The sequence below is a fragment of the Salinivirga sp. genome (genome assembly GCF_055145285.1).
Genome location: NZ_JBSRDC010000048.1, coordinates 1 through 17472 on the forward strand (window position 1 = coordinate 1; position 17472 = coordinate 17472).

At 38.4% G+C, this 17472-nt stretch carries 17 protein-coding genes and 2 tRNA genes; 10 read left to right on the forward strand and 9 right to left on the reverse strand.

The features are described from left to right. Positions 1-343 precede the first annotated feature (343 nt). Together ACTB0Y_RS09205 and ACTB0Y_RS09210 are read left to right on the forward strand one after the other, a co-directional pair. Entirely contained in the window at positions 344-2515 is a 2172-nt protein-coding gene (locus ACTB0Y_RS09205) for a sensor histidine kinase (RefSeq protein WP_463206527.1), read from the forward strand. Next, positions 2427-3068: a LuxR C-terminal-related transcriptional regulator gene (locus tag ACTB0Y_RS09210; RefSeq protein WP_463206528.1), complete on the forward strand. Its 642-nt coding sequence runs from the start codon at positions 2427-2429 to the stop codon at positions 3066-3068. The genes ACTB0Y_RS09205 and ACTB0Y_RS09210 overlap by 89 nt, the downstream gene beginning before the upstream one ends. A gap of 6 nt (positions 3069-3074) precedes the next feature. On the opposite strand, the gene ACTB0Y_RS09215 is transcribed toward ACTB0Y_RS09210, so the two are convergent. Beyond that, positions 3075-4736 (reverse strand): dipeptide ABC transporter ATP-binding protein, encoded by a 1662-nt coding sequence (locus tag ACTB0Y_RS09215; RefSeq protein WP_463206529.1) that lies wholly within the window; start codon positions 4734-4736, stop codon positions 3075-3077. An 81-nt stretch (positions 4737-4817) separates the two neighbouring features. Between ACTB0Y_RS09215 and ACTB0Y_RS09220 the strand changes: the two genes are divergently transcribed. Then, on the forward strand, positions 4818-5054 hold the full coding sequence (locus tag ACTB0Y_RS09220; RefSeq protein ID WP_463206530.1) for a hypothetical protein: 237 nt from the start codon (positions 4818-4820) through the stop codon (positions 5052-5054). Positions 5055-5059: 5 nt separating this feature from the next. Here ACTB0Y_RS09220 and cysC read toward each other — a convergent pair whose 3' ends face one another. Beyond that, the gene (gene cysC / locus ACTB0Y_RS09225) at positions 5060-5776 is read right to left on the reverse strand and encodes an adenylyl-sulfate kinase (RefSeq protein WP_463206531.1); all 717 of its coding nucleotides are present in this window, start codon (positions 5774-5776) and stop codon (positions 5060-5062) included. A gap of 211 nt (positions 5777-5987) precedes the next feature. Between cysC and ACTB0Y_RS09230 the strand changes: the two genes are divergently transcribed. Beyond that, the gene (locus ACTB0Y_RS09230; RefSeq protein WP_463206532.1) at positions 5988-7145 is read left to right on the forward strand and encodes an endonuclease/exonuclease/phosphatase family protein; all 1158 of its coding nucleotides are present in this window, start codon (positions 5988-5990) and stop codon (positions 7143-7145) included. Between the two features lie 197 nt (positions 7146-7342). Here ACTB0Y_RS09230 and lpxA read toward each other — a convergent pair whose 3' ends face one another. Together lpxA and ACTB0Y_RS09240 are read right to left on the reverse strand one after the other, a co-directional pair. Continuing rightward, positions 7343-8125 (reverse strand): acyl-ACP--UDP-N-acetylglucosamine O-acyltransferase, encoded by a 783-nt coding sequence (gene lpxA / locus ACTB0Y_RS09235; RefSeq protein ID WP_463206533.1) that lies wholly within the window; start codon positions 8123-8125, stop codon positions 7343-7345. A gap of 11 nt (positions 8126-8136) precedes the next feature. Next, positions 8137-9534 carry a bifunctional UDP-3-O-[3-hydroxymyristoyl] N-acetylglucosamine deacetylase/3-hydroxyacyl-ACP dehydratase gene (locus ACTB0Y_RS09240; protein ID WP_463206534.1) on the reverse strand — a complete coding sequence of 466 codons (1398 nt, stop codon included), beginning with the start codon at positions 9532-9534 and terminating at the stop codon, positions 8137-8139. 539 nt (positions 9535-10073) lie between these two features. Between ACTB0Y_RS09240 and ACTB0Y_RS09245 the strand changes: the two genes are divergently transcribed. Continuing rightward, positions 10074-10388 (forward strand): helix-turn-helix domain-containing protein, encoded by a 315-nt coding sequence (locus ACTB0Y_RS09245; protein WP_463206535.1) that lies wholly within the window; start codon positions 10074-10076, stop codon positions 10386-10388. A 2-nt stretch (positions 10389-10390) separates the two neighbouring features. Next, entirely contained in the window at positions 10391-11656 is a 1266-nt protein-coding gene (locus ACTB0Y_RS09250) for a type II toxin-antitoxin system HipA family toxin (protein WP_463206536.1), read from the forward strand. Between the two features lie 336 nt (positions 11657-11992). On the opposite strand, the gene ACTB0Y_RS09255 is transcribed toward ACTB0Y_RS09250, so the two are convergent. From ACTB0Y_RS09255 to ACTB0Y_RS09275, 5 genes are all read right to left on the reverse strand, one after another. Beyond that, positions 11993-12232 carry a GIY-YIG nuclease family protein gene (locus ACTB0Y_RS09255; protein ID WP_463206537.1) on the reverse strand — a complete coding sequence of 80 codons (240 nt, stop codon included), beginning with the start codon at positions 12230-12232 and terminating at the stop codon, positions 11993-11995. A 70-nt stretch (positions 12233-12302) separates the two neighbouring features. Next, positions 12303-12391: transfer RNA gene (locus tag ACTB0Y_RS09260), tRNA-Leu, on the reverse strand. A 28-nt stretch (positions 12392-12419) separates the two neighbouring features. Continuing rightward, a tRNA-Gly gene (locus ACTB0Y_RS09265) sits at positions 12420-12492 on the reverse strand. A gap of 67 nt (positions 12493-12559) precedes the next feature. After that, entirely contained in the window at positions 12560-13306 is a 747-nt protein-coding gene (kdsB, locus tag ACTB0Y_RS09270; protein ID WP_463206538.1) for a 3-deoxy-manno-octulosonate cytidylyltransferase, read from the reverse strand. Continuing rightward, a complete protein-coding gene (locus tag ACTB0Y_RS09275; RefSeq protein WP_463206539.1) occupies positions 13306-13713 on the reverse strand; it encodes a secondary thiamine-phosphate synthase enzyme YjbQ in 408 nt (135 codons plus the stop codon). Before ACTB0Y_RS09275 ends, kdsB begins: the two co-directional genes overlap by 1 nt. 175 nt (positions 13714-13888) lie before the next feature. Here ACTB0Y_RS09275 and ACTB0Y_RS09280 point away from each other — a divergent pair, with 175 nt between their 5' ends. The 4 genes from ACTB0Y_RS09280 to ACTB0Y_RS09295 all read left to right on the forward strand — a co-directional run bounded on the left by ACTB0Y_RS09280 (position 13889) and on the right by ACTB0Y_RS09295 (position 17256). Continuing rightward, positions 13889-14716: an alpha/beta hydrolase gene (locus ACTB0Y_RS09280; protein ID WP_463206540.1), complete on the forward strand. Its 828-nt coding sequence runs from the start codon at positions 13889-13891 to the stop codon at positions 14714-14716. After that, positions 14713-15705: a GSCFA domain-containing protein gene (locus ACTB0Y_RS09285; protein WP_463206541.1), complete on the forward strand. Its 993-nt coding sequence runs from the start codon at positions 14713-14715 to the stop codon at positions 15703-15705. The genes ACTB0Y_RS09280 and ACTB0Y_RS09285 overlap by 4 nt, the downstream gene beginning before the upstream one ends. 67 nt (positions 15706-15772) lie before the next feature. After that, entirely contained in the window at positions 15773-16513 is a 741-nt protein-coding gene (locus tag ACTB0Y_RS09290) for an MlaE family ABC transporter permease (RefSeq protein WP_463206542.1), read from the forward strand. Continuing rightward, positions 16510-17256 (forward strand): ABC transporter ATP-binding protein, encoded by a 747-nt coding sequence (locus tag ACTB0Y_RS09295; protein ID WP_463206543.1) that lies wholly within the window; start codon positions 16510-16512, stop codon positions 17254-17256. The genes ACTB0Y_RS09290 and ACTB0Y_RS09295 overlap by 4 nt, the downstream gene beginning before the upstream one ends. Positions 17257-17472 lie beyond the last annotated feature (216 nt).

Here is a 17472-nt window from a genome sequence, read left to right on the forward strand (position 1 = left end):
AGGTTGGACAATCAGTTTCAGACCATGGACACTGATTTATTCTCTGGAGTTTCAAAACAAAGCTGAAGCCATTAAAAAAGAAAAACAACTAAAATCAGGCAAAGGGCGTGAATTCATCAGAAAGGTGGTTTTGCCGCAATATTTAAACGGTAGCTCGCCGGGCTAATATCCGCCTCAGGCGGACAGGCTCTTTTTAGAAAAAAGACAAAAATTGTGCTCTTTTTCCAAGGATTAATAGACCTGTAGATAAATTTCCTCCCTTGAGTTTTCATCAGCCTCAAATAGTTCTCCTTTGTTGGTTTAAATAATTTTTGTTATTACATTTGGCTTGAAACGTTTTAACATGAGAATATTTCCGCGTAAATATTTTATTAATCCCTTTATAATTGCACTTGCTGCATTACTCATTTTCACACCAATATATTTGTTCATTACTCCAAAATATAACCTGGACACTGTAAGTAGTGAGCAGAACACCCGCTACACGTATTACTATGACCTGAATTACGATGGCGTTTGCGAAAAAATCGATTATTATGGATACCATTTATCTGACAGCTACAAAAGAACAACCGTTATCCTAAAAAACCAGAACAACAGCATTAAAGGAATCTGGAACCATAATGGACGATTTCTGCTGCATTCAAAACCATTTTTTACAGACTATGACAGTGATAATGAAGCTGAAATTTTCACATTCCATCGGCGCGGTGATTCAATATTTCTAAATGGCATTAATCCTGAACGGAGAGATAAATTCTTTTTGACCGATCGTTTGTTAGATACCAGCCAACTTGTAAACGGTACGGTTGACCTAAAAATCTATAACATCTCGACGCATGACAGCAATGCTGATGGATATAAAGAGTTGGTGTTTACTATTAACGCCGGCTTCTCATTACAACCCAGAAATTTGTATACTTACGATATAAAAAACGACTCCCTGATAAAAAGCCCGGCCAATTACGTTCATTTTGGAGGAACAGAAGCTATAACAGCTGATTTGGACGACGACGGTAATCTGGAATATATTATGCAAACACATGCAAGCGCTAACCTTATAAATACAGATGTACCCTATCCTGATAATAAAAGTTATTTAATGGTGCTCAATGAAAATTTAGAATTTGCATTTAAACCCTATGAGGTTCATTCATCTTTATCAACACTTTATTCATATCCATTAAAATACCAGGGCAATAAATATATATTAAGTTATTTCCAAAGTTATGATGATGCCCCAATGGATAGTTTGATGCTTTTTAATACAAGAGGAAAACAAATTGCAAGCAGACCGCTGGATGAAAAAGGCGCACGGCTGCTTTTTCCAACAGATTACGCCGGGAATGGCCTGAATTTTTTGAAAACGCCCAGGGCAATATTTAGCAATGGAAATGTGGCCGAATACGACACGCAACTCCAAACAGTAAGGCGTTATAAGTTGCCTTTTGAAAAAATCTTTTTATTACTGCCCATACAAATTTGGATAAACACCCAACCTGGATATGCCATCATTTCTAAAAATAAAGTGAGTTTTACAAATGCAAATCTGGATATTGTCGCACAAACCCCAATAGAAAATATTACAGGTTTAAAGCATATTACAATAGTTACAAGAGGACAAAATAAAAGACCATACTACTTTTTACAGAGCTCAGAAAAAAAATACCTTTTAGACCTGCATTTTAATAAATGGTACTCGCATTGGTGGATTGTTATCCTTATCGCGGGTTTTCTGTTTTGGCTTATAGCATACCTAATCAAAACAGCCTTTACCCTTGTAAAAGAATATAACATGTCAAAAGTCCTCACAGAGCGAGAGGACCACAAAACACAACTCGCCAGAGAGTTGCACGACGAGCTTGGAAGCCGAATTACCGGATTAAAACTTAAAATTGCCAGTTTACAACAAGATAAATTTCAAAATGACCTGCAAGAACTCTCTGTTGACCTGCAAAAAACGCACGAAGAGGTGCGAAGTATCATCTATAACCTGGCTCCACCGCATATTGCCGGAAGTAATTTTTACATTTTGATTAAACAGCTTACCGACAACTATAAAACACTGAATTCATTTCAAATTAAACTCGAATGTTTACCCGATTATAACATATTCGATAATCTTGATGATTTTTTGCAAAAAGAGCTTTACCGGGTTGTTCAGGAGGCCTTGAATAATGCAGCAAAACACGCCCGGGCCTCAGAGGTTATCATTCAATTCTTTAAACGTGGCGATGTGCTCGAATGCTTCATTGATGACAATGGTGTTGGCTTCGAAACAGAAAAATCTTTTAACCGTATGAAAGGACAGGGGATTAAAAGTATGGAAACTCGAGTAAAAATGCTCAAAGGGCATTTTCATATATATGCAGCCACAAATAAGGGCACAGGTATTGCTATACAGGTCCCCATAAAATCACAAAAAAATGACAGAAAAGAACTTTTCAGTTTTATTAGTAGACGACCACAATATCATTACAGAAGGAGTAAAAGCGCAAATAAAAAACGTTTATGAAAATGCAGAAGTTTATTCTGCCAATAGCGAAGTCGAAAGCTTAAAGATACTTGAATCCGAAAAAATTGATATCGCAATAATTGACTTATCGGTTGATAATTTTCTTAGTGCACTTAAATTTCCACAACAGATTCTGGTAGGCTTTCCTGATATTAAAATCATTGTGTTCAGCATGCATACTGAACACTCAATTATCAGAACCCTTGTTGAACAAGGTGTTTCAGGGTACGTTACGAAGGTTTCCCCAGTCACTGAAATTATAAAAGCTTTAACAAGCACCCTGAACGGAGAGAAATATTTCTGTGCCGAAGCCCAAAAAGCGATATTTTCAGATGAAAACAATGGTGAGCCCTACTTAATTTTTACGCATCGTGAAAAACAAGTAATTAAAATGATTGCAGAAGGCAAAACCACAGCTGAAATGGCAAGAATTTTAAAGATTACGGTCAATACGGTAGAATCGCACAGAAAAAACATTTACCATAAAACCGGAACCAATAACATGGCACAACTGGTAAAAATAGCTCTTACCCATGGCATAGTAGAACTATAGTCCAGATTACCATTCTATTGACCCAGTCGCTATTACCGACGGGCTGGCTTTAATAAGTTTTTCGGTATAAGGCGAAGATGCATGTTTAAATATTTGACTGGCTTCTCCTGTTTCTTCAATTAGTCCATCTTTCATAACAATAATGCGATCAGACATATAATGAACCACTTCAAGGTCGTGGGATATAAAAATATAGCTCAATCCAAATTTCAGCTTAAGTGAATTTAATAAATTAAGAATTTTTGCCTGTACCGATACATCAAGTGCTGCTACAGCCTCATCGAGTATTAAAATATCCGGACCGGGAGCGAGCGCTTTGGCAATAGCAACGCGCTGCCGTTGGCCTCCCGATAATTCATGTGGGTACCTGCCAGCAAAGGTGTCTGGAAGGTCTACCTGCTCAAGCAGCTCTTTTACCAAAAGCGCCCTGGCTTTGCGCGTTTTACCGCGACCATGCACTTTTAATATCTCATTAAGCATTGTGCCAGTTTTCATAACCGGATTAAGCGATGCATAGGGATCCTGGAAAACAAACTGAACCTTTTTGCGAAAAATTAACTCCTTTTTACGGTTGCGAAATCCAATTGGCTGTTTATCTAAAAAAATCTGTCCCGAATAAGGAATCAATTGTAAAATAGCTTTGCTTAAAGTGGTTTTGCCACACCCCGACTCACCCACAACGCCAAGGGTTTCACCTTTTCTCAGGTTAAAACTCACAAGTTTCAGTGCCTGAAAATCTGTCTGCTTTCGCTGCCTATAGTGTACATCTATAGCGTGGCCATCAATAATAGTTTCATCAGAAATTACAGGCCATTTTCGTTTTTTTAATTCACTGTCTTTTTCTATTTGTTCAATTACTGGCAGTATAAACCCTTTGTGTTTATATGTTGGCCTGCAGGCAAGCAGCCCCCTGGTATAATGATGCGCTGGTGATGACACGATATGCGAATAAGGTCCTTGCTCTACAATTTCACCATCTTTCATAACCATCACATAGGCTGCAAAATCATTTAAAAGTGCAAGGTCATGGGTGATAAATAAAACTGTAAGGTTTAACTCCTGTTGCAACTCTTTTATAAGCTGAATAATTTCTTGCTGTACCGTAACATCCAACGCAGTTGTAGCTTCATCGGCAATAAGTAATGCCGGGTTATTTATAAGCGCCATGGCAATCATAACCCTTTGCCGCTGCCCTCCTGATAACTGGAATGGATAGGCGTTAAACATTCTTTCCGGATTTGGTAATAAAACCTTTCGGAACATCTCCATTACCCGCTCGCGTGCTGCTTTTTCACCGGTCTTATGATGTAATAAAAAAGCCTCCTTGACCTGGTGTCCCACTTTTTGCGATGGATTGAGACTTGACATGGGGTCCTGAAAAATCATTCCGGCAGCATTACCTCTGAATCGCATTAACTTCTTTGCAGACAGGTCATTTATTTGCAAATGCTGTTCTTCTTTAAGATGGAAAGAAATATTTCCTTTAATGCTTAAGGTGCATGGTAAAAGCTGCATGAGTGACAATGCTGTGAGCGACTTGCCACTACCCGACTCCCCAACCAAACCTGTAACTACCCCTGGCTTCAGTTCAAAACTTATATCATTCACCAACTTTGTATTAGTGGCAGCTACTGAAATGCTTAACTTATCAACTTTTACTTTACTCATAGCGTTATAACCATGGTTGGAATTAGAATAGAAAATTACAATCTTGCACCGTAAAATTACAAATCTTATAAAAGTAAGGTTTTGAACGAAGAAAAAATAACACAAGCAGAAACTTTGATGGAGGAATTAAAAAAAATTCTGCTCGAAATCACCTGGGGTGATAAACGTTACACTTACAATAACCAGAAACTCATTTTACCATGGTTGCATGAAGACTATCGCTATAGCATAAAAAAGCTCAATCTCTCCAGTGATAAAGAACATTACTATCTGGAAAAAATTGAGCATATTATTGGCGAATACGCCGAGTTTTATTAAAAAACTTACATCTTACGAATTTTTTTAAGAATCATATCTACACTTTCCTCAACGGTGTGTTTTGAAGTGTCTACCTCTATTTCAGGATTTTCAGGCGCCTCATACGGATCGTCGATGCCGGTAAATTGTTTAATCTCTCCGCTTCTTGCTTTCTTATATAAACCTTTCACATCGCGTTCTTCGCAAACCTCCAGTGGCGTGCTTACATACACCTCAACAAAATTCTGACACTGACTGCGCACAAACTCTCTTGATTCGCGATAAGGGGAAATAAATGAGGCGATTACCGTAACACCATTTTCTTCGAGCTTAGAAGCTAAAAAACCAACACGCCTCACGTGCCTGTTTCGCTCTTCCTTGCTAAATCCTGTTTTGGGAAAAATATTACGTATTATATCTCCATCGAGCTGCTCTACCTTAAAATTCTGTGCTTTCATTTTTTTGTATAAAGCCTCTGCTAAGGTAGACTTCCCACTACCCGATAAACCAGTAAACCAAACAACCTTTGGGGTATATTCTTTACGGCCATAGTTCAGTTTATTCCAAATGCGCTCGTGGGCATAAAAAAACATAAGTTTAAGTGTGGCTTCAAAACCTCCCACATATGCAGCCCAATCCCAACGCTCAGTAAAAGCGTACACAAGTGCTGTGGTAGTAAGCGTAGCAATTAACCGCCATGAAATGGCTTTCACAATCGAACGGGATCTTGATTCTCGTATCATTTATACTTTTTTTAGAATCTGACAAAACTAATAAATAAATAGGCAACTTGGAAAAAGCCCTTTGAAAACTTTATGAAATATCTTTTTTAAAGAACCAGTTCAGGAATTTTAATGATTAAGTTTAAATAAAGATAGCTATGAAGAACATCTAAGCAAAATTACGGCACAAATTGTGTGTAACCAAGTTTAATAATTTTTTTAAATATACATAATGAAACGATTTGTTACCTTAATAGTGCTGTTGGCAACTTCTCAATTGGCTTTCGCACAAACCAACAGCAGTTTAGCTTATGGCACAGATACTACGTTTGAATTCACAACCTGGAACATAGAGCATTTCCCTAAAAATGGAGCAACTACAATTAGCTACACAGCCCAGGTTATAGAAATGATGGACCTTGACATGCTAGCACTGCAAGAAATTGAAGATGAAGCTGCATTCAATGATCTTTTAAATGAACTACCCGGTTATGAAGGTTTCTGGACAGAGTACTATTACTCTGGCATGGCATATCTTTATAAACCTGATATTATTACTGTTGACAATACATACAAAATATTAACCTCATACGACCGTGAATTACCCAGAGCTCCTTTTGTTGCTGAAATAACAGTTGGTAGCGAGCAATTTATTTTAATGAACAATCATTACAAATGTTGTGGTGATGGTTACCTCGATCAAAGTGACTCCTGGGACGAGGAGACGAGAAGGTATGATGCTTCTGTGCGTATTAAAAACTATATCGATAATAATTTTGCCAATGATCAGGTAATTATTTTAGGCGATTTAAACGATGAGCTCACAGATAACACATCCAATAACGTATTTCAACCCTTTATTGATGCAAGCGCAGACTACATGTTTGCTGATATGTCGATAACAGAATTACCATCCAGCGATTGGTCTTATCCAACCTGGCCTTCGCATCTTGACCACATTATGGTTACGAATGAAATATTTGAAGATTTCGTTAATGGAACACCAGATATTGCATGCCTGAAACCCGATGATGAAATTGCCGGAGGATGGTCAGTTTATGAAGACAATATTTCTGATCACAGACCGGTTGCTTTACGTATCAGGATGCCACAAAACGAAACCTCAATTGGTAATACCAGCAAAAGCAACAAATTGCAAATTTACCCCAACCCTGCAAACAAAACACTGAACGTTAGCACTGCAAATAATCAAACAGGCCAAATCTTACTTTTTAACTCAATTGGAAAATTACAAACAACAATTCAGGTTAACGCGCATTCTAACCATTACAGAATTGAAGCAGAAGAATTCACCCCGGGCTTGTATTTCATAAAATGGCAAAATGCAAAGGGGCTTACCATAACTCAAAAAGTAATTATAAACCATTAAGGATATTTTATCAGATTATAAAAACGGGGCTTTCAAAAAGTCCCGTTTTTATTTTTAATGGGTGTGTTCAATCGCCTGAAAAATTGAACAAAAACAGATACAAACCCAAAATGTAGCACAAAATAATTTGTTGTTGTAAAGAATTGGAATAAAAAAGCCGGCTCCCGCCGGCTCATATATTGTGTCGTTATATACTTTTATTCGGGGAAATACCCTTTCATAATGCCTCGTTTCGAATTTTTAACAAACATTATTACTTCATCTCTTTCTTTACTGGCTGGCATTTCTGCCTCTACAAACTTAACAGCTTCCGTATTATTCATGCCCTTGAGAAAGATAATGCGATATATATCCTGTATTTCCTGTATTTTTTCGTTGGAGAATTGCCTGCGGCGCAAACCAATAGAATTTACACCTGCATAGGAAATCGGGTTGCGTGCGGCTTTCACATAAGGTGGAATATCTTTGCCAATAAGCGAGCCTCCGGAAACCATTACGTGCGATCCGATATGACAAAACTGATGCACAGCACTCATCCCACCAATTATGGCGAAATCATCAATTTCAACTTCACCTGCCAATTGGGTAGAATTCGCTATTATAATGTTGTTGCCAAGGATACAATCATGCGCAATATGCATATAGGCCATCAAAAGGTTATTGTTACCCATGACTGTTTTTCCTTTCGCGCTGGTTCCTCTGTTTATCGTAACACACTCTCTGATTGTATTATTATCGCCTATTTCAACTGTTGTTTTTTCGCCCTGAAATTTCAGGTCCTGAGGTATGGCGCTGATTACTGCTCCCGGAAAAATCTGATTATTCTTTCCAATTCGGGCACCATTCATAATGGTTACATTGGGGCCAATCCATGTGCCATCTCCTATCTCAACATCTGCTTCAATTGTTGTAAAGGGAGAAATAATTACATCTTTACCTATTTTTGCTTCAGGATGTATATTTGCCAGGTTTGTACTCATGTATATAAAGGTTATTTGTTTTTCACTTTGCTTATTTGTGCCATCAGTTCTGCTTCCATCACCATAGTATCACCAACCCACGCTTTTCCCTTCATGTGTGCAAGCCCTCGTCTTATAGGCTCAATCAATTCCAGGTCGAAAACTACAGTATCGCCGGGCACAACCATTTTCTTAAATTTTACCCCGTCAATTTTAAGGAAATAAGTTAAATAGTTTTCCGGATCTTCAACAGTATTCAATACAAGTATGCCACCAACCTGAGCCATAGCTTCTATCTGCAAAACACCAGGCATAACAGGTGAGCCAGGGAAATGCCCTACGAAAAATGGTTCATTCATTGTTACATTCTTAACACCTGTAACACGTTCCTGATCGAGGTGTATAATTTTATCAACCAACAAGAACGGTGGACGGTGTGGCAATGTCTCCTGAATCCTGACTACATCATAAACAGGTGCTTTTGTGGGGTCATATTGCGGCGCATTAGATTTTTTGCGGTTCTTTTTAATATTTTGACGTATCTTCTTAGCTACTTCCGTATTGGCAAAATGTCCGGGGCGCTTTGCCACTACTTTACCTTTTATTGGCTTTCCTATAAGCATAAAATCACCCACCAGGTCCAATAATTTATGACGCGCAGGTTCATTCGGATAATGTAATTCAAGGTTATTCAGATATCCTTCTTTAACCTCAATGCTTGGCTTGTTGAACAATCCGGCCAACCGATCTACATCTTTCTGCGGAACTTCATGTTCTACCACCACAATGGCATTGTCTAGGCTGCCACCTCGTATTAAGTTATTGCTAAACAAAAACTCTAATTCATGCCAAAAGGCAAATGTCCGCGCTTTAGAAATATCCTCCACAAAATTATCTAAGTTAGGTAAGCTGGCATACTGATGACCGAGTACCTTGGAATTATAGTCAATCATCACATCCACACTAAAGTGGTCGTCAGGATAAATATTAATCTCTATACCTTTCTCTGGCACAGAAAATTCTATTTTCTCCTTAATTTCATAATACTGACGCGCTTCATCCAACTCCTTGTTCCCTATTTCTTTGAACTTTTCAGCAAAAAATACAGAGCTTCCATCCATGATGGGTATCTCGTCTGCATTAATTTCAATAAGGGCATTATCGATATGTAAACCGGCAAGCGCTGCCATCAAATGCTCAATGGTATGGATGGTCACATCATCTTTACGTATGGTTGTACCTCTTGAGGTATCGACTACATTATCTGCCAGGGCAGGAATACGGCTTTCTTTATCAACATCTGTACGCGTAAAAACTATTCCATGGTTGGCCGCTGCCGGATTCACTGTCATTGTCACTTCATGTCCGGTATGAATACCCAAACCTTTAAACGTCACACTTTCCTTCAGCGTACTTTGCATTTCCTTCATAATCTCAATTTTACAAAACAGCACAAAAATAGAGATTATCCTGATTTATTTACCTCTAGAAAAGGATAAAATTCAGGTAATCTATTTTAAAGCCGTAAAAATAACGCTTTTAATTCTTATAGCTAGAAATTTGTATATTTTTATTTGTTTTTTACATCAAACCTCCATAAAAATAAGGCTATAAAAAATTTCCCCATTTCCGGAGAGGCTGGTGCCCAGGAAAAGGTTAGAACTTCATTCAACTACTACGCAGTAATTCAATTATTAATAAGTTTAAAAATTCGTTAGAGGAGATTATTGGGAGAACATTTATTTCTTCAAATAAGGGTGTGTTAGTGTCAAAAGGCTTGTATAGAATCTTTCTAAATTTAAATTATTTTAACAAAAGATAAAAAGTTGATTTGTAGGATTTTTGTTTGATGATAGGTGTTGTATTATTGTGTGTCTTTTCTTTAATCTTTTAGTTAAAGTAAAAAAATTAATTTAATGTAATATATAATTTACAAAATGCATTATATTTGTAAAACATATGTGACTTTATGACGAAGAAATCAATTAACCTCTTACCCAGAACAGAACGAATTCTGGAAGCTGTAGGAGAGCAAATCAAGCTTGCCAGGCTGCGTCGCAAGTATAGCAGTGAAATTGTAGCAGAGAGAGCTGGGATTAGCCGACCAACACTTTTGGCGATCGAAAAAGGTCAGCCCACAGTCGGTATTGGTCATTACCTTAATGTGCTAAAGGTAATGGGGCTCGAAAATGATTTTTTATTATTGGCGAAAGATGATGAGTTAGGTAGAAAATTGCAGGATGCTCAATTAAAAACAAAGGAGAGGGCACCTAAAAGAAGGTAAATATGGCAAAAAGAGACATTTATGTATATGCCGATTGGCAAAATATTAAAAAACCTATGCTTTTGGGTGTTTTGACATCTGATTTGCTTCGGGGAAAAGAGATTTTTTCTTTCGAATACAATGATGCATGGCTCTCTTCTGGATTTGCACAATCACTTGATCCTGATCTTCAGCTTTATTCAGGTCTACAATATTTGAATGATGCTGATAAAATCAATTTTGGAATGTTTTTGGATTCTTCACCAGATCGATGGGGAAGAGTGCTAATGCAGCGGAAGGAAGCTGCTGAGGCCCGATTACAGGAACGCACGACCAAAAAGTTATTTGAAACGGATTACTTGCTTGGTGTTTATGATGAACATCGAATGGGAGGACTCAGATTTAAAACAAGCGAAGATGGTCCGTTTTTAAATAATGATAAAAGAAACGCTGCACCGCCCTGGACATCTTTAAGAGAATTAGAGCAAATTAGTTTAAAGCTTGAGGATGAAGATGCAGTTGATAATCCGGAATATATAAATTGGTTAAACATGTTGATTAATCCTGGGTCCTCTTTGGGAGGAGCAAGACCAAAAGCGAGTGTTCTTGATCCTGATAATCATTTATGGATTGCCAAGTTTCCAAGTAAAAATGATGAAGCTGATGTTGGAGCATGGGAATTGGTTGCTTATGAGTTGGCGATTGCTGCCGGGATTGATATGGCTCAGTGTATGGTAAAAAAATACTCAAGTAAGCATCACACTTTTTTAACCAAAAGATTTGATCGTACAAAAACAGGTGAACGTATTCACTTTTCTTCAGCTATGACGCAACTTGGATATACAGATGGTGTTAGTGCAACCGAGGGAGCCAGCTATTTGGAGTTAGTAGATTTTATAACCACTTATGGTGCCAATGTGGAAGAGGACTTGCATGAATTATGGCGAAGAATCGTTTTTAGTATCTGCGTTTCTAATACTGACGATCATCTTCGAAATCATGGTTTTTTACTAACTAAGGAAGGTTGGAAGTTATCACCGGCTTTTGATATTAATCCCATAGAAACTGGAACCGGATTAAAACTTAATATTTCAGAAGATGATAATGCATTGGATATTGATTTGGCTATGGAGGTTTATCCATATTTTCGTTTAACTGAATCAAAAGCCAAAGAAATTATTGAGCAAGTCAAAAGTGCAGTAATTATGTGGCGAAAAGTAGCAGAGAAATATGAAATCTCAAGAACGGAACAAGAATTAAAAGCCAGTGCGTTTAATGTTATTAATTAAGTGAAAAACAGTTGATCCAGTAGCAGATAAAAATTCGGGGAGAATATTGGGAGAACTTTTTTACAAAAAACTGCTAGAAATATTAAATTTTGTATATTTGCCCTCGCTTTAAAAAAACCTATCAAGTATTTGACTGATAGGCTTTTATTTGTTGCGCCCAGGGCCGGGATCGAATCCCGAAATGCTAAAATTTTCAATTTTATTGGCATTTCGTGGACTCGCGCAAAATTTCTAAATCACAGATTTAGATTTTGCGGAGCCGGCACAGACATTGCTGTCCACAGAATTTTAAGTCCTGCGCTTGAGATTTATTGGTAGTAGTAGGTACCAATGAGGTTAAATGGTGCCATATTGGGCAAAGTATTTAAAAACCCTTTCTCGGTTTTTCATCCGTTTGAGCTTTTCTTCTAATTTGATGGCTTCTTGCCGGCTTTCCACCTGAAGGTAGGCCAGCATTTTCCAGGGTAGCTTATTCCGGGTAGATTGCACATAACCAGCATTATGGCGGATAAGCCGCTTTTCCAGATCACTCGTTTGACCGATATAGCGATCTCCTGTCTTTTGAGATTCTAGCAAATAAACAAACACTCGTTTTTCGTCTTTATTACGTCTATAAACAAAAAAACCTCCCCGTTTCCGGAGAGGCTGGTGCCCAGGGCCGGGATCGAACCGGCACGGACATTGCTGTCCACAGGATTTTAAGTCCTGCGCGTCTACCAGTTCCGCCACCAGGGCTCCTGTTCTTTTGTTTCTGGTAAACCTGAGCGAGAAACGGGACTCGAACCCGCGGCCCCGACCTTGGCAAGGTCGTGCTCTACCAACTGAGCTATTCTCGCTTTTGCGACGGCAAAGATGATACTTTTTTTATAAATGCCCAAATTTTTTTCGGACATATCAAGAAAATCATTTTTTGGCAATTTTTTCCAAATCTGCAGGCGTATCAATCGATATATTTTCAATGTCGGTTTCCCGCACCGCTATGCGATAGCCGTTCTCCAGCCACCTCAGCTGTTCCAGCGATTCGGCAACTTCAAGGCTACCCTGATCTAATTGAGTTATTTGCCTGAGTATATCGGTTCTGTATGCATAAAGGCCGATATGTTTGTAATATCGGTGTTTATGGAGCCATTTATTTTCTTCCAGGTTCCGATAATACGGAATAGGTGCGCGGCTAAAATATATGGCTTCACTATTTTTATTCAATACTACCTTGGGTTTATTCACATCAAAAAGATCTGTTTGCTGGTCAATTTGCTTCACCAAAGTAGCTATCTCGGTGTCAGACTCATCGAAGGCACTGCTCAATAGCTTTAACTGTTTGGCGTCAATAAACGGCTCATCGCCCTGGATATTAATTACCACATTAAAGGCCTGCCCCCCTTGCTGTTCAATTTTCCGGAGCGCCTCTGCACAGCGGTCTGTTCCTCTCTGATGTGTGTCGGCAGTCATAATCACCTTGCCGCCAAATTTTTCTACAGCTTGTGCTATTCGGCTATCATCAGTAGCAACATAAGTGTGCTCGAAAAAACCGGAAGCCCTCTCGTACACATGCTGAATCATAGGTTTATTATCGATTTTTGCCAATGGCTTTCCCGGAAAACGGGTAGAGCCGTATCTGGCCGGAATAAGGGCTAAAAACTGATTTTTCATTATTTCGATTTTAAAATAGTCAACACAATCGGCCTTCGATCTCGAGGCCCGTCAAATTCGCAAAAAAATATGTTTTGCCAGGTCGACAAACCCGGCTTCCCGTCCACAATGGGTATAGTTTCTGAGGGACCGACCAAACCAGCTTTGAGGTGGGCATCTCCATTCCCATCCTGGGCATCGTGTTCCCATACACCCTGCGGTATATATTTACGCAAAAGGTTTATCACATCATTTTGTACACTTGCATCCCAGTTCTCCTGTATCATGATGCCAGCAGTGGCTCCCTGTGCATATATATTCACAGCACCCTCCTGCACACCTGAAGCAGAAACAAACTTCTCAACCTGCCTCGTAATATCATATAACCCATTTTCTTCAGTGGTGCGTATATGGATAATTTGCTGCATAAAATTATTCTTTTGCTCAAAATTAATTAAAATGAATGTGATAGAAGGAAGCATTCAAAAGCTTTTTCTTATTTTTGAATATCAGGAATAATATATACAGGCTAAGAAAAGCATAAAACAAGGGTGTTTGTGGGCTTATCTTTGATTCGATTTGTTTAAATTTAAAAATTCACCAATGAAAACTGAAACCTACCATTGGAAAGTAAATAATAAAATGGTCTACGGAGCCACATGGATTCCTGAAAGCCAACCACAGGGCGTAATTATATTTATCCATGGAATTGGTGAACATGTGCACAGATACGACAGCTGGTTTGAAAGATTTATAAATCTGGGTTTTGCGGTTATATCTGCTGACCATCATGGTCATGGGCGATCGGAGGGCAAAAGAGGTCATTTTAAAAATTACTGCGAGCCAATGGATTTTACAACTATGCTTTTTGAAAAAGCAGAACAACACTTCCCCCATATTCCAAAAATTATATACGGTCACAGCATGGGTGGCAATATTGCCCTCAATTATTTAATTCGTAAATCACCAAAAGTTAAAGGCGCCATCATTTCTGCACCCTGGGTTGTACTGCTCAATCCACCCAAAAAATGGCTTATTACACTGGCCGAAATTGTCAGGCCCGTGTTTCCGAAACTTTCTCTGCGAGCCGGCATCAAACGCAGTGAACTTACCTCGAACGAAGAGGAGCTTGAGAAATACGAAAAAGACGAGTTGGTGCATGGACGTATTACAATTAGTACGTTTTTGGGGTTCGATGCTGCAGCCCGCTATATTCGACAAAATATCAAGAGACTTTCTGTTCCTACTTTGCTGTTACAGGGGGAAGCAGATCCTATAGCCAGCATAAAAGGAGTAAAAAAGCTACAAGCACAAAACCCACACTATATTGAATTAAAAACTTTCGAAGGCTTTTTACACGAGATACATAAAGAAAAAGCAAGGCAAAAGGCCTTTGAAGAAATTGAAAAATGGTTAAGTAAAATTGTATGAAATCTTTCCGTACTACTTTTGATATTCCAAAGTCCGCAATCGGCCTCAATTATAATTCCAAAATCATGCTTATTGGCTCATGTTTTAGTAACAACATAGGCAATAAACTTGATGCTTTAAAATTTAATGTTTTAACAAACCCGCATGGCGTGCTTTACAACCCATATTCTATACAGGAAACGTTGAAATTTGCACTGGGAGACCGCGTGCTGGGTGTTCATGATTTGGTTTATCACGAAGATTTGTGGCACAGTTACCTGCACCACAGCAGTTTCTCTGAAGCTGAAAAATCTTATCTGTTAGAAAAAATTGAAGCCGCGAGACAAAGCACAATTGATTACCTAAAAACAGCTGATATATTTTTCATTACTTTTGGAACGGCCTGGGTGTACGAATTGAAAAGCAGTAATAAAATTGTAAGCAATTGTCATAAAGTGCCGGCCAATGAATTTAAACGTTTCCGTCTTTCTACATGCGACATCACTGATGAGTTTTCTATGCTTATGAACAGGCTGGAAGAAATTAATCCTCAACTAAAAATAGTATTTACACTGAGTCCCATACGCCATTTAAAAGATGGCGCAGTTGAAAACCAGCTTTCTAAAGCTATTCTTAAGGTTGCTATTCACGAACTGGTTGAAATACATAGCCAGTGCAGCTATTTCCCTTCGTACGAACTTGTAATGGACGATTTGCGGGACTACCGTTTTTATAACAACGACATGACTCATTTGTCAGAAACTGCGATAGCATATATTTTCGAGCGTTTTGCGCAAGTATATTTTCCGGAGAAAACACAACAGACCATAAGCACGGTGGAGAAAATCAAAAAAGCGGTTGCACACAGGCCTTTCAACAACCAAACAGCAGCACATCAGAAATTTATAAAAACAACCATCAATCAAATAAAAGAAATAAATAAACAATTTCCCTCACAAAAGTGGGATAAAGAGTTGCAAATACTTAATAAACAATTAACAGGAACTTAAAAAATCTTACATTTGTCATTGTCACATACAGATTGTAATTTGCAACGTTAATTTTAACAAAAAATATATGTGGTTACTTTACCATATTGGACGATATACCAGTTTCATCTTTCGGGTTTTTGGGAAACCTGAAAGATTCAGCATATATTTTCGAAATTTTTTTCTCGAAAGTTGGAACCTGGGCATTGGCTCATTGGGCATTGTAGTAATTATTTCATTTTTTATGGGAGCAGTAGTCACCCTGCAAACTGCCTATAATTTCGAAAGTCCCATTATACCCCTGTATTTAATTGGTCTCACCGCACGCGACAGTATGCTGCTGGAGTTTTCATCAACAATTGTAGCTCTAATACTGGCAGGCAAAGTAGGGTCCAATATTGCCTCCGAAATCGGCACTATGCGGGTTACTGAACAAATAGATGCACTGGAGATTATGGGTATTAATCCCTCGGCATTTATGGTCAGACCCAAAATCCTGGGAATGGTTTTTATCATTCCATTTCTTACCGTTATCAGCATGTTTATAGGTATTACCGGAGGCTTTCTGGCATCGGTAAGTACAGGAGTGCTTACGGCACATGATTATCTGTATGGAATCCATTATGCATTTATACCCTGGTACATCTATTATTCGCTGATTAAATCGGTAGTATTTGCATTTATTTTTACCAGCGTACCCGCATATTTCGGATATTATGTAAGTGGCGGAGCACTCGAAGTGGGGCGTGCAAGCACCAAAGCAGTAGTAGTTAGCAGTGTGCTTATATTAATTTTTAACCTGATACTTACCCAATTATTATTAGCATGATACAAGTAGAGCAGTTGGACAAAGAGTTTAGTGGCAAAAAAGTACTTGAAGATATCAATGTTGAGTTTGAGCAAGGTAAAGCCAACCTCATAATTGGGCAAAGCGGGTCTGGTAAAACAGTTTTATTAAAATCTATTGTAGGCCTTCACCAGATTGATAATGGCAGCGTATATTACGATGGCCGGGACTTTCATCATCTAAGAAAAGCACAACAAAAAAAGATGCGCCAGGAGATGGGCATGTTATTTCAGGGATCGGCATTGTTCGACTCATACACCGTGGCCGACAATGTGCGCTTTCCACTCGATATTTTTACCAGTCAGTCGAAAGCAGAAAAGATGAAGCGCGTGGCGTTTTGCCTCGATCGTGTAAACCTGGAAGATGTTGAACACCTTTTGCCGTCAGAGCTGAGTGGTGGAATGAAAAAACGCGTAGCTATAGCCCGGGCTATCAGCATGAATCCGAAATATCTTTTTTGCGATGAACCCAATTCAGGTCTCGACCCTAAAACCTCAGTTGTTATTGACGATTTGCTATTGGAATTGACTCACGAATTTAACATGACAACCATAATTAACACCCACGATTTGAACTCAATGATGGGAATAGGAGAAAAAATTGTATTTATTAACGAAGGAAAAGTTGAATGGATAGGAAACAGGGATGGTTTACTCAACACAAGCAATGAAACATTGCACAGCTTTATTTATTCATCAAAAATTTTGAAGGATTCATCTAATTGATGAAAAGCTGTTTTTTATTGACCAAAATAATAACGCATCCCTTTGTTCATGCGTATTTTAATATGAGAGGGACAAAAATGATGCAGTTATCATTCGGTTTCACAATTTAATCTAATGTATAGCTCAAATCGTCAAAACTATTTTGCTGACAATAAGTTGGCTGGCAAAATGTTTTATATTTGCAATGTGAAGAAGATTTATTTGAAAACAACACGA

Coding starts and splice junctions, on each gene's coding strand:
- ACTB0Y_RS09205 (WP_463206527.1), top strand. CDS start 344: ATGAGAATATTTCCGCGTAAATATTTTATTAATCCCTTTATAATTGCA.
- ACTB0Y_RS09210 (WP_463206528.1), top strand. CDS start 2,427: ATGACAGAAAAGAACTTTTCAGTTTTATTAGTAGACGACCACAATATC.
- ACTB0Y_RS09215 (WP_463206529.1), bottom strand. CDS start 4,736: ATGAGTAAAGTAAAAGTTGATAAGTTAAGCATTTCAGTAGCTGCCACT.
- cysC (WP_463206531.1), bottom strand. CDS start 5,776: ATGATACGAGAATCAAGATCCCGTTCGATTGTGAAAGCCATTTCATGG.
- ACTB0Y_RS09230 (WP_463206532.1), top strand. CDS start 5,988: ATGAAACGATTTGTTACCTTAATAGTGCTGTTGGCAACTTCTCAATTG.
- lpxA (WP_463206533.1), bottom strand. CDS start 8,125: ATGAGTACAAACCTGGCAAATATACATCCTGAAGCAAAAATAGGTAAA.
- ACTB0Y_RS09240 (WP_463206534.1), bottom strand. CDS start 9,534: ATGAAGGAAATGCAAAGTACGCTGAAGGAAAGTGTGACGTTTAAAGGT.
- ACTB0Y_RS09245 (WP_463206535.1), top strand. CDS start 10,074: ATGACGAAGAAATCAATTAACCTCTTACCCAGAACAGAACGAATTCTG.
- ACTB0Y_RS09250 (WP_463206536.1), top strand. CDS start 10,391: ATGGCAAAAAGAGACATTTATGTATATGCCGATTGGCAAAATATTAAA.
- kdsB (WP_463206538.1), bottom strand. CDS start 13,306: ATGAAAAATCAGTTTTTAGCCCTTATTCCGGCCAGATACGGCTCTACC.
- ACTB0Y_RS09275 (WP_463206539.1), bottom strand. CDS start 13,713: ATGCAGCAAATTATCCATATACGCACCACTGAAGAAAATGGGTTATAT.
- ACTB0Y_RS09280 (WP_463206540.1), top strand. CDS start 13,889: ATGAAAACTGAAACCTACCATTGGAAAGTAAATAATAAAATGGTCTAC.
- ACTB0Y_RS09285 (WP_463206541.1), top strand. CDS start 14,713: ATGAAATCTTTCCGTACTACTTTTGATATTCCAAAGTCCGCAATCGGC.
- ACTB0Y_RS09290 (WP_463206542.1), top strand. CDS start 15,773: ATGTGGTTACTTTACCATATTGGACGATATACCAGTTTCATCTTTCGG.
- ACTB0Y_RS09295 (WP_463206543.1), top strand. CDS start 16,510: ATGATACAAGTAGAGCAGTTGGACAAAGAGTTTAGTGGCAAAAAAGTA.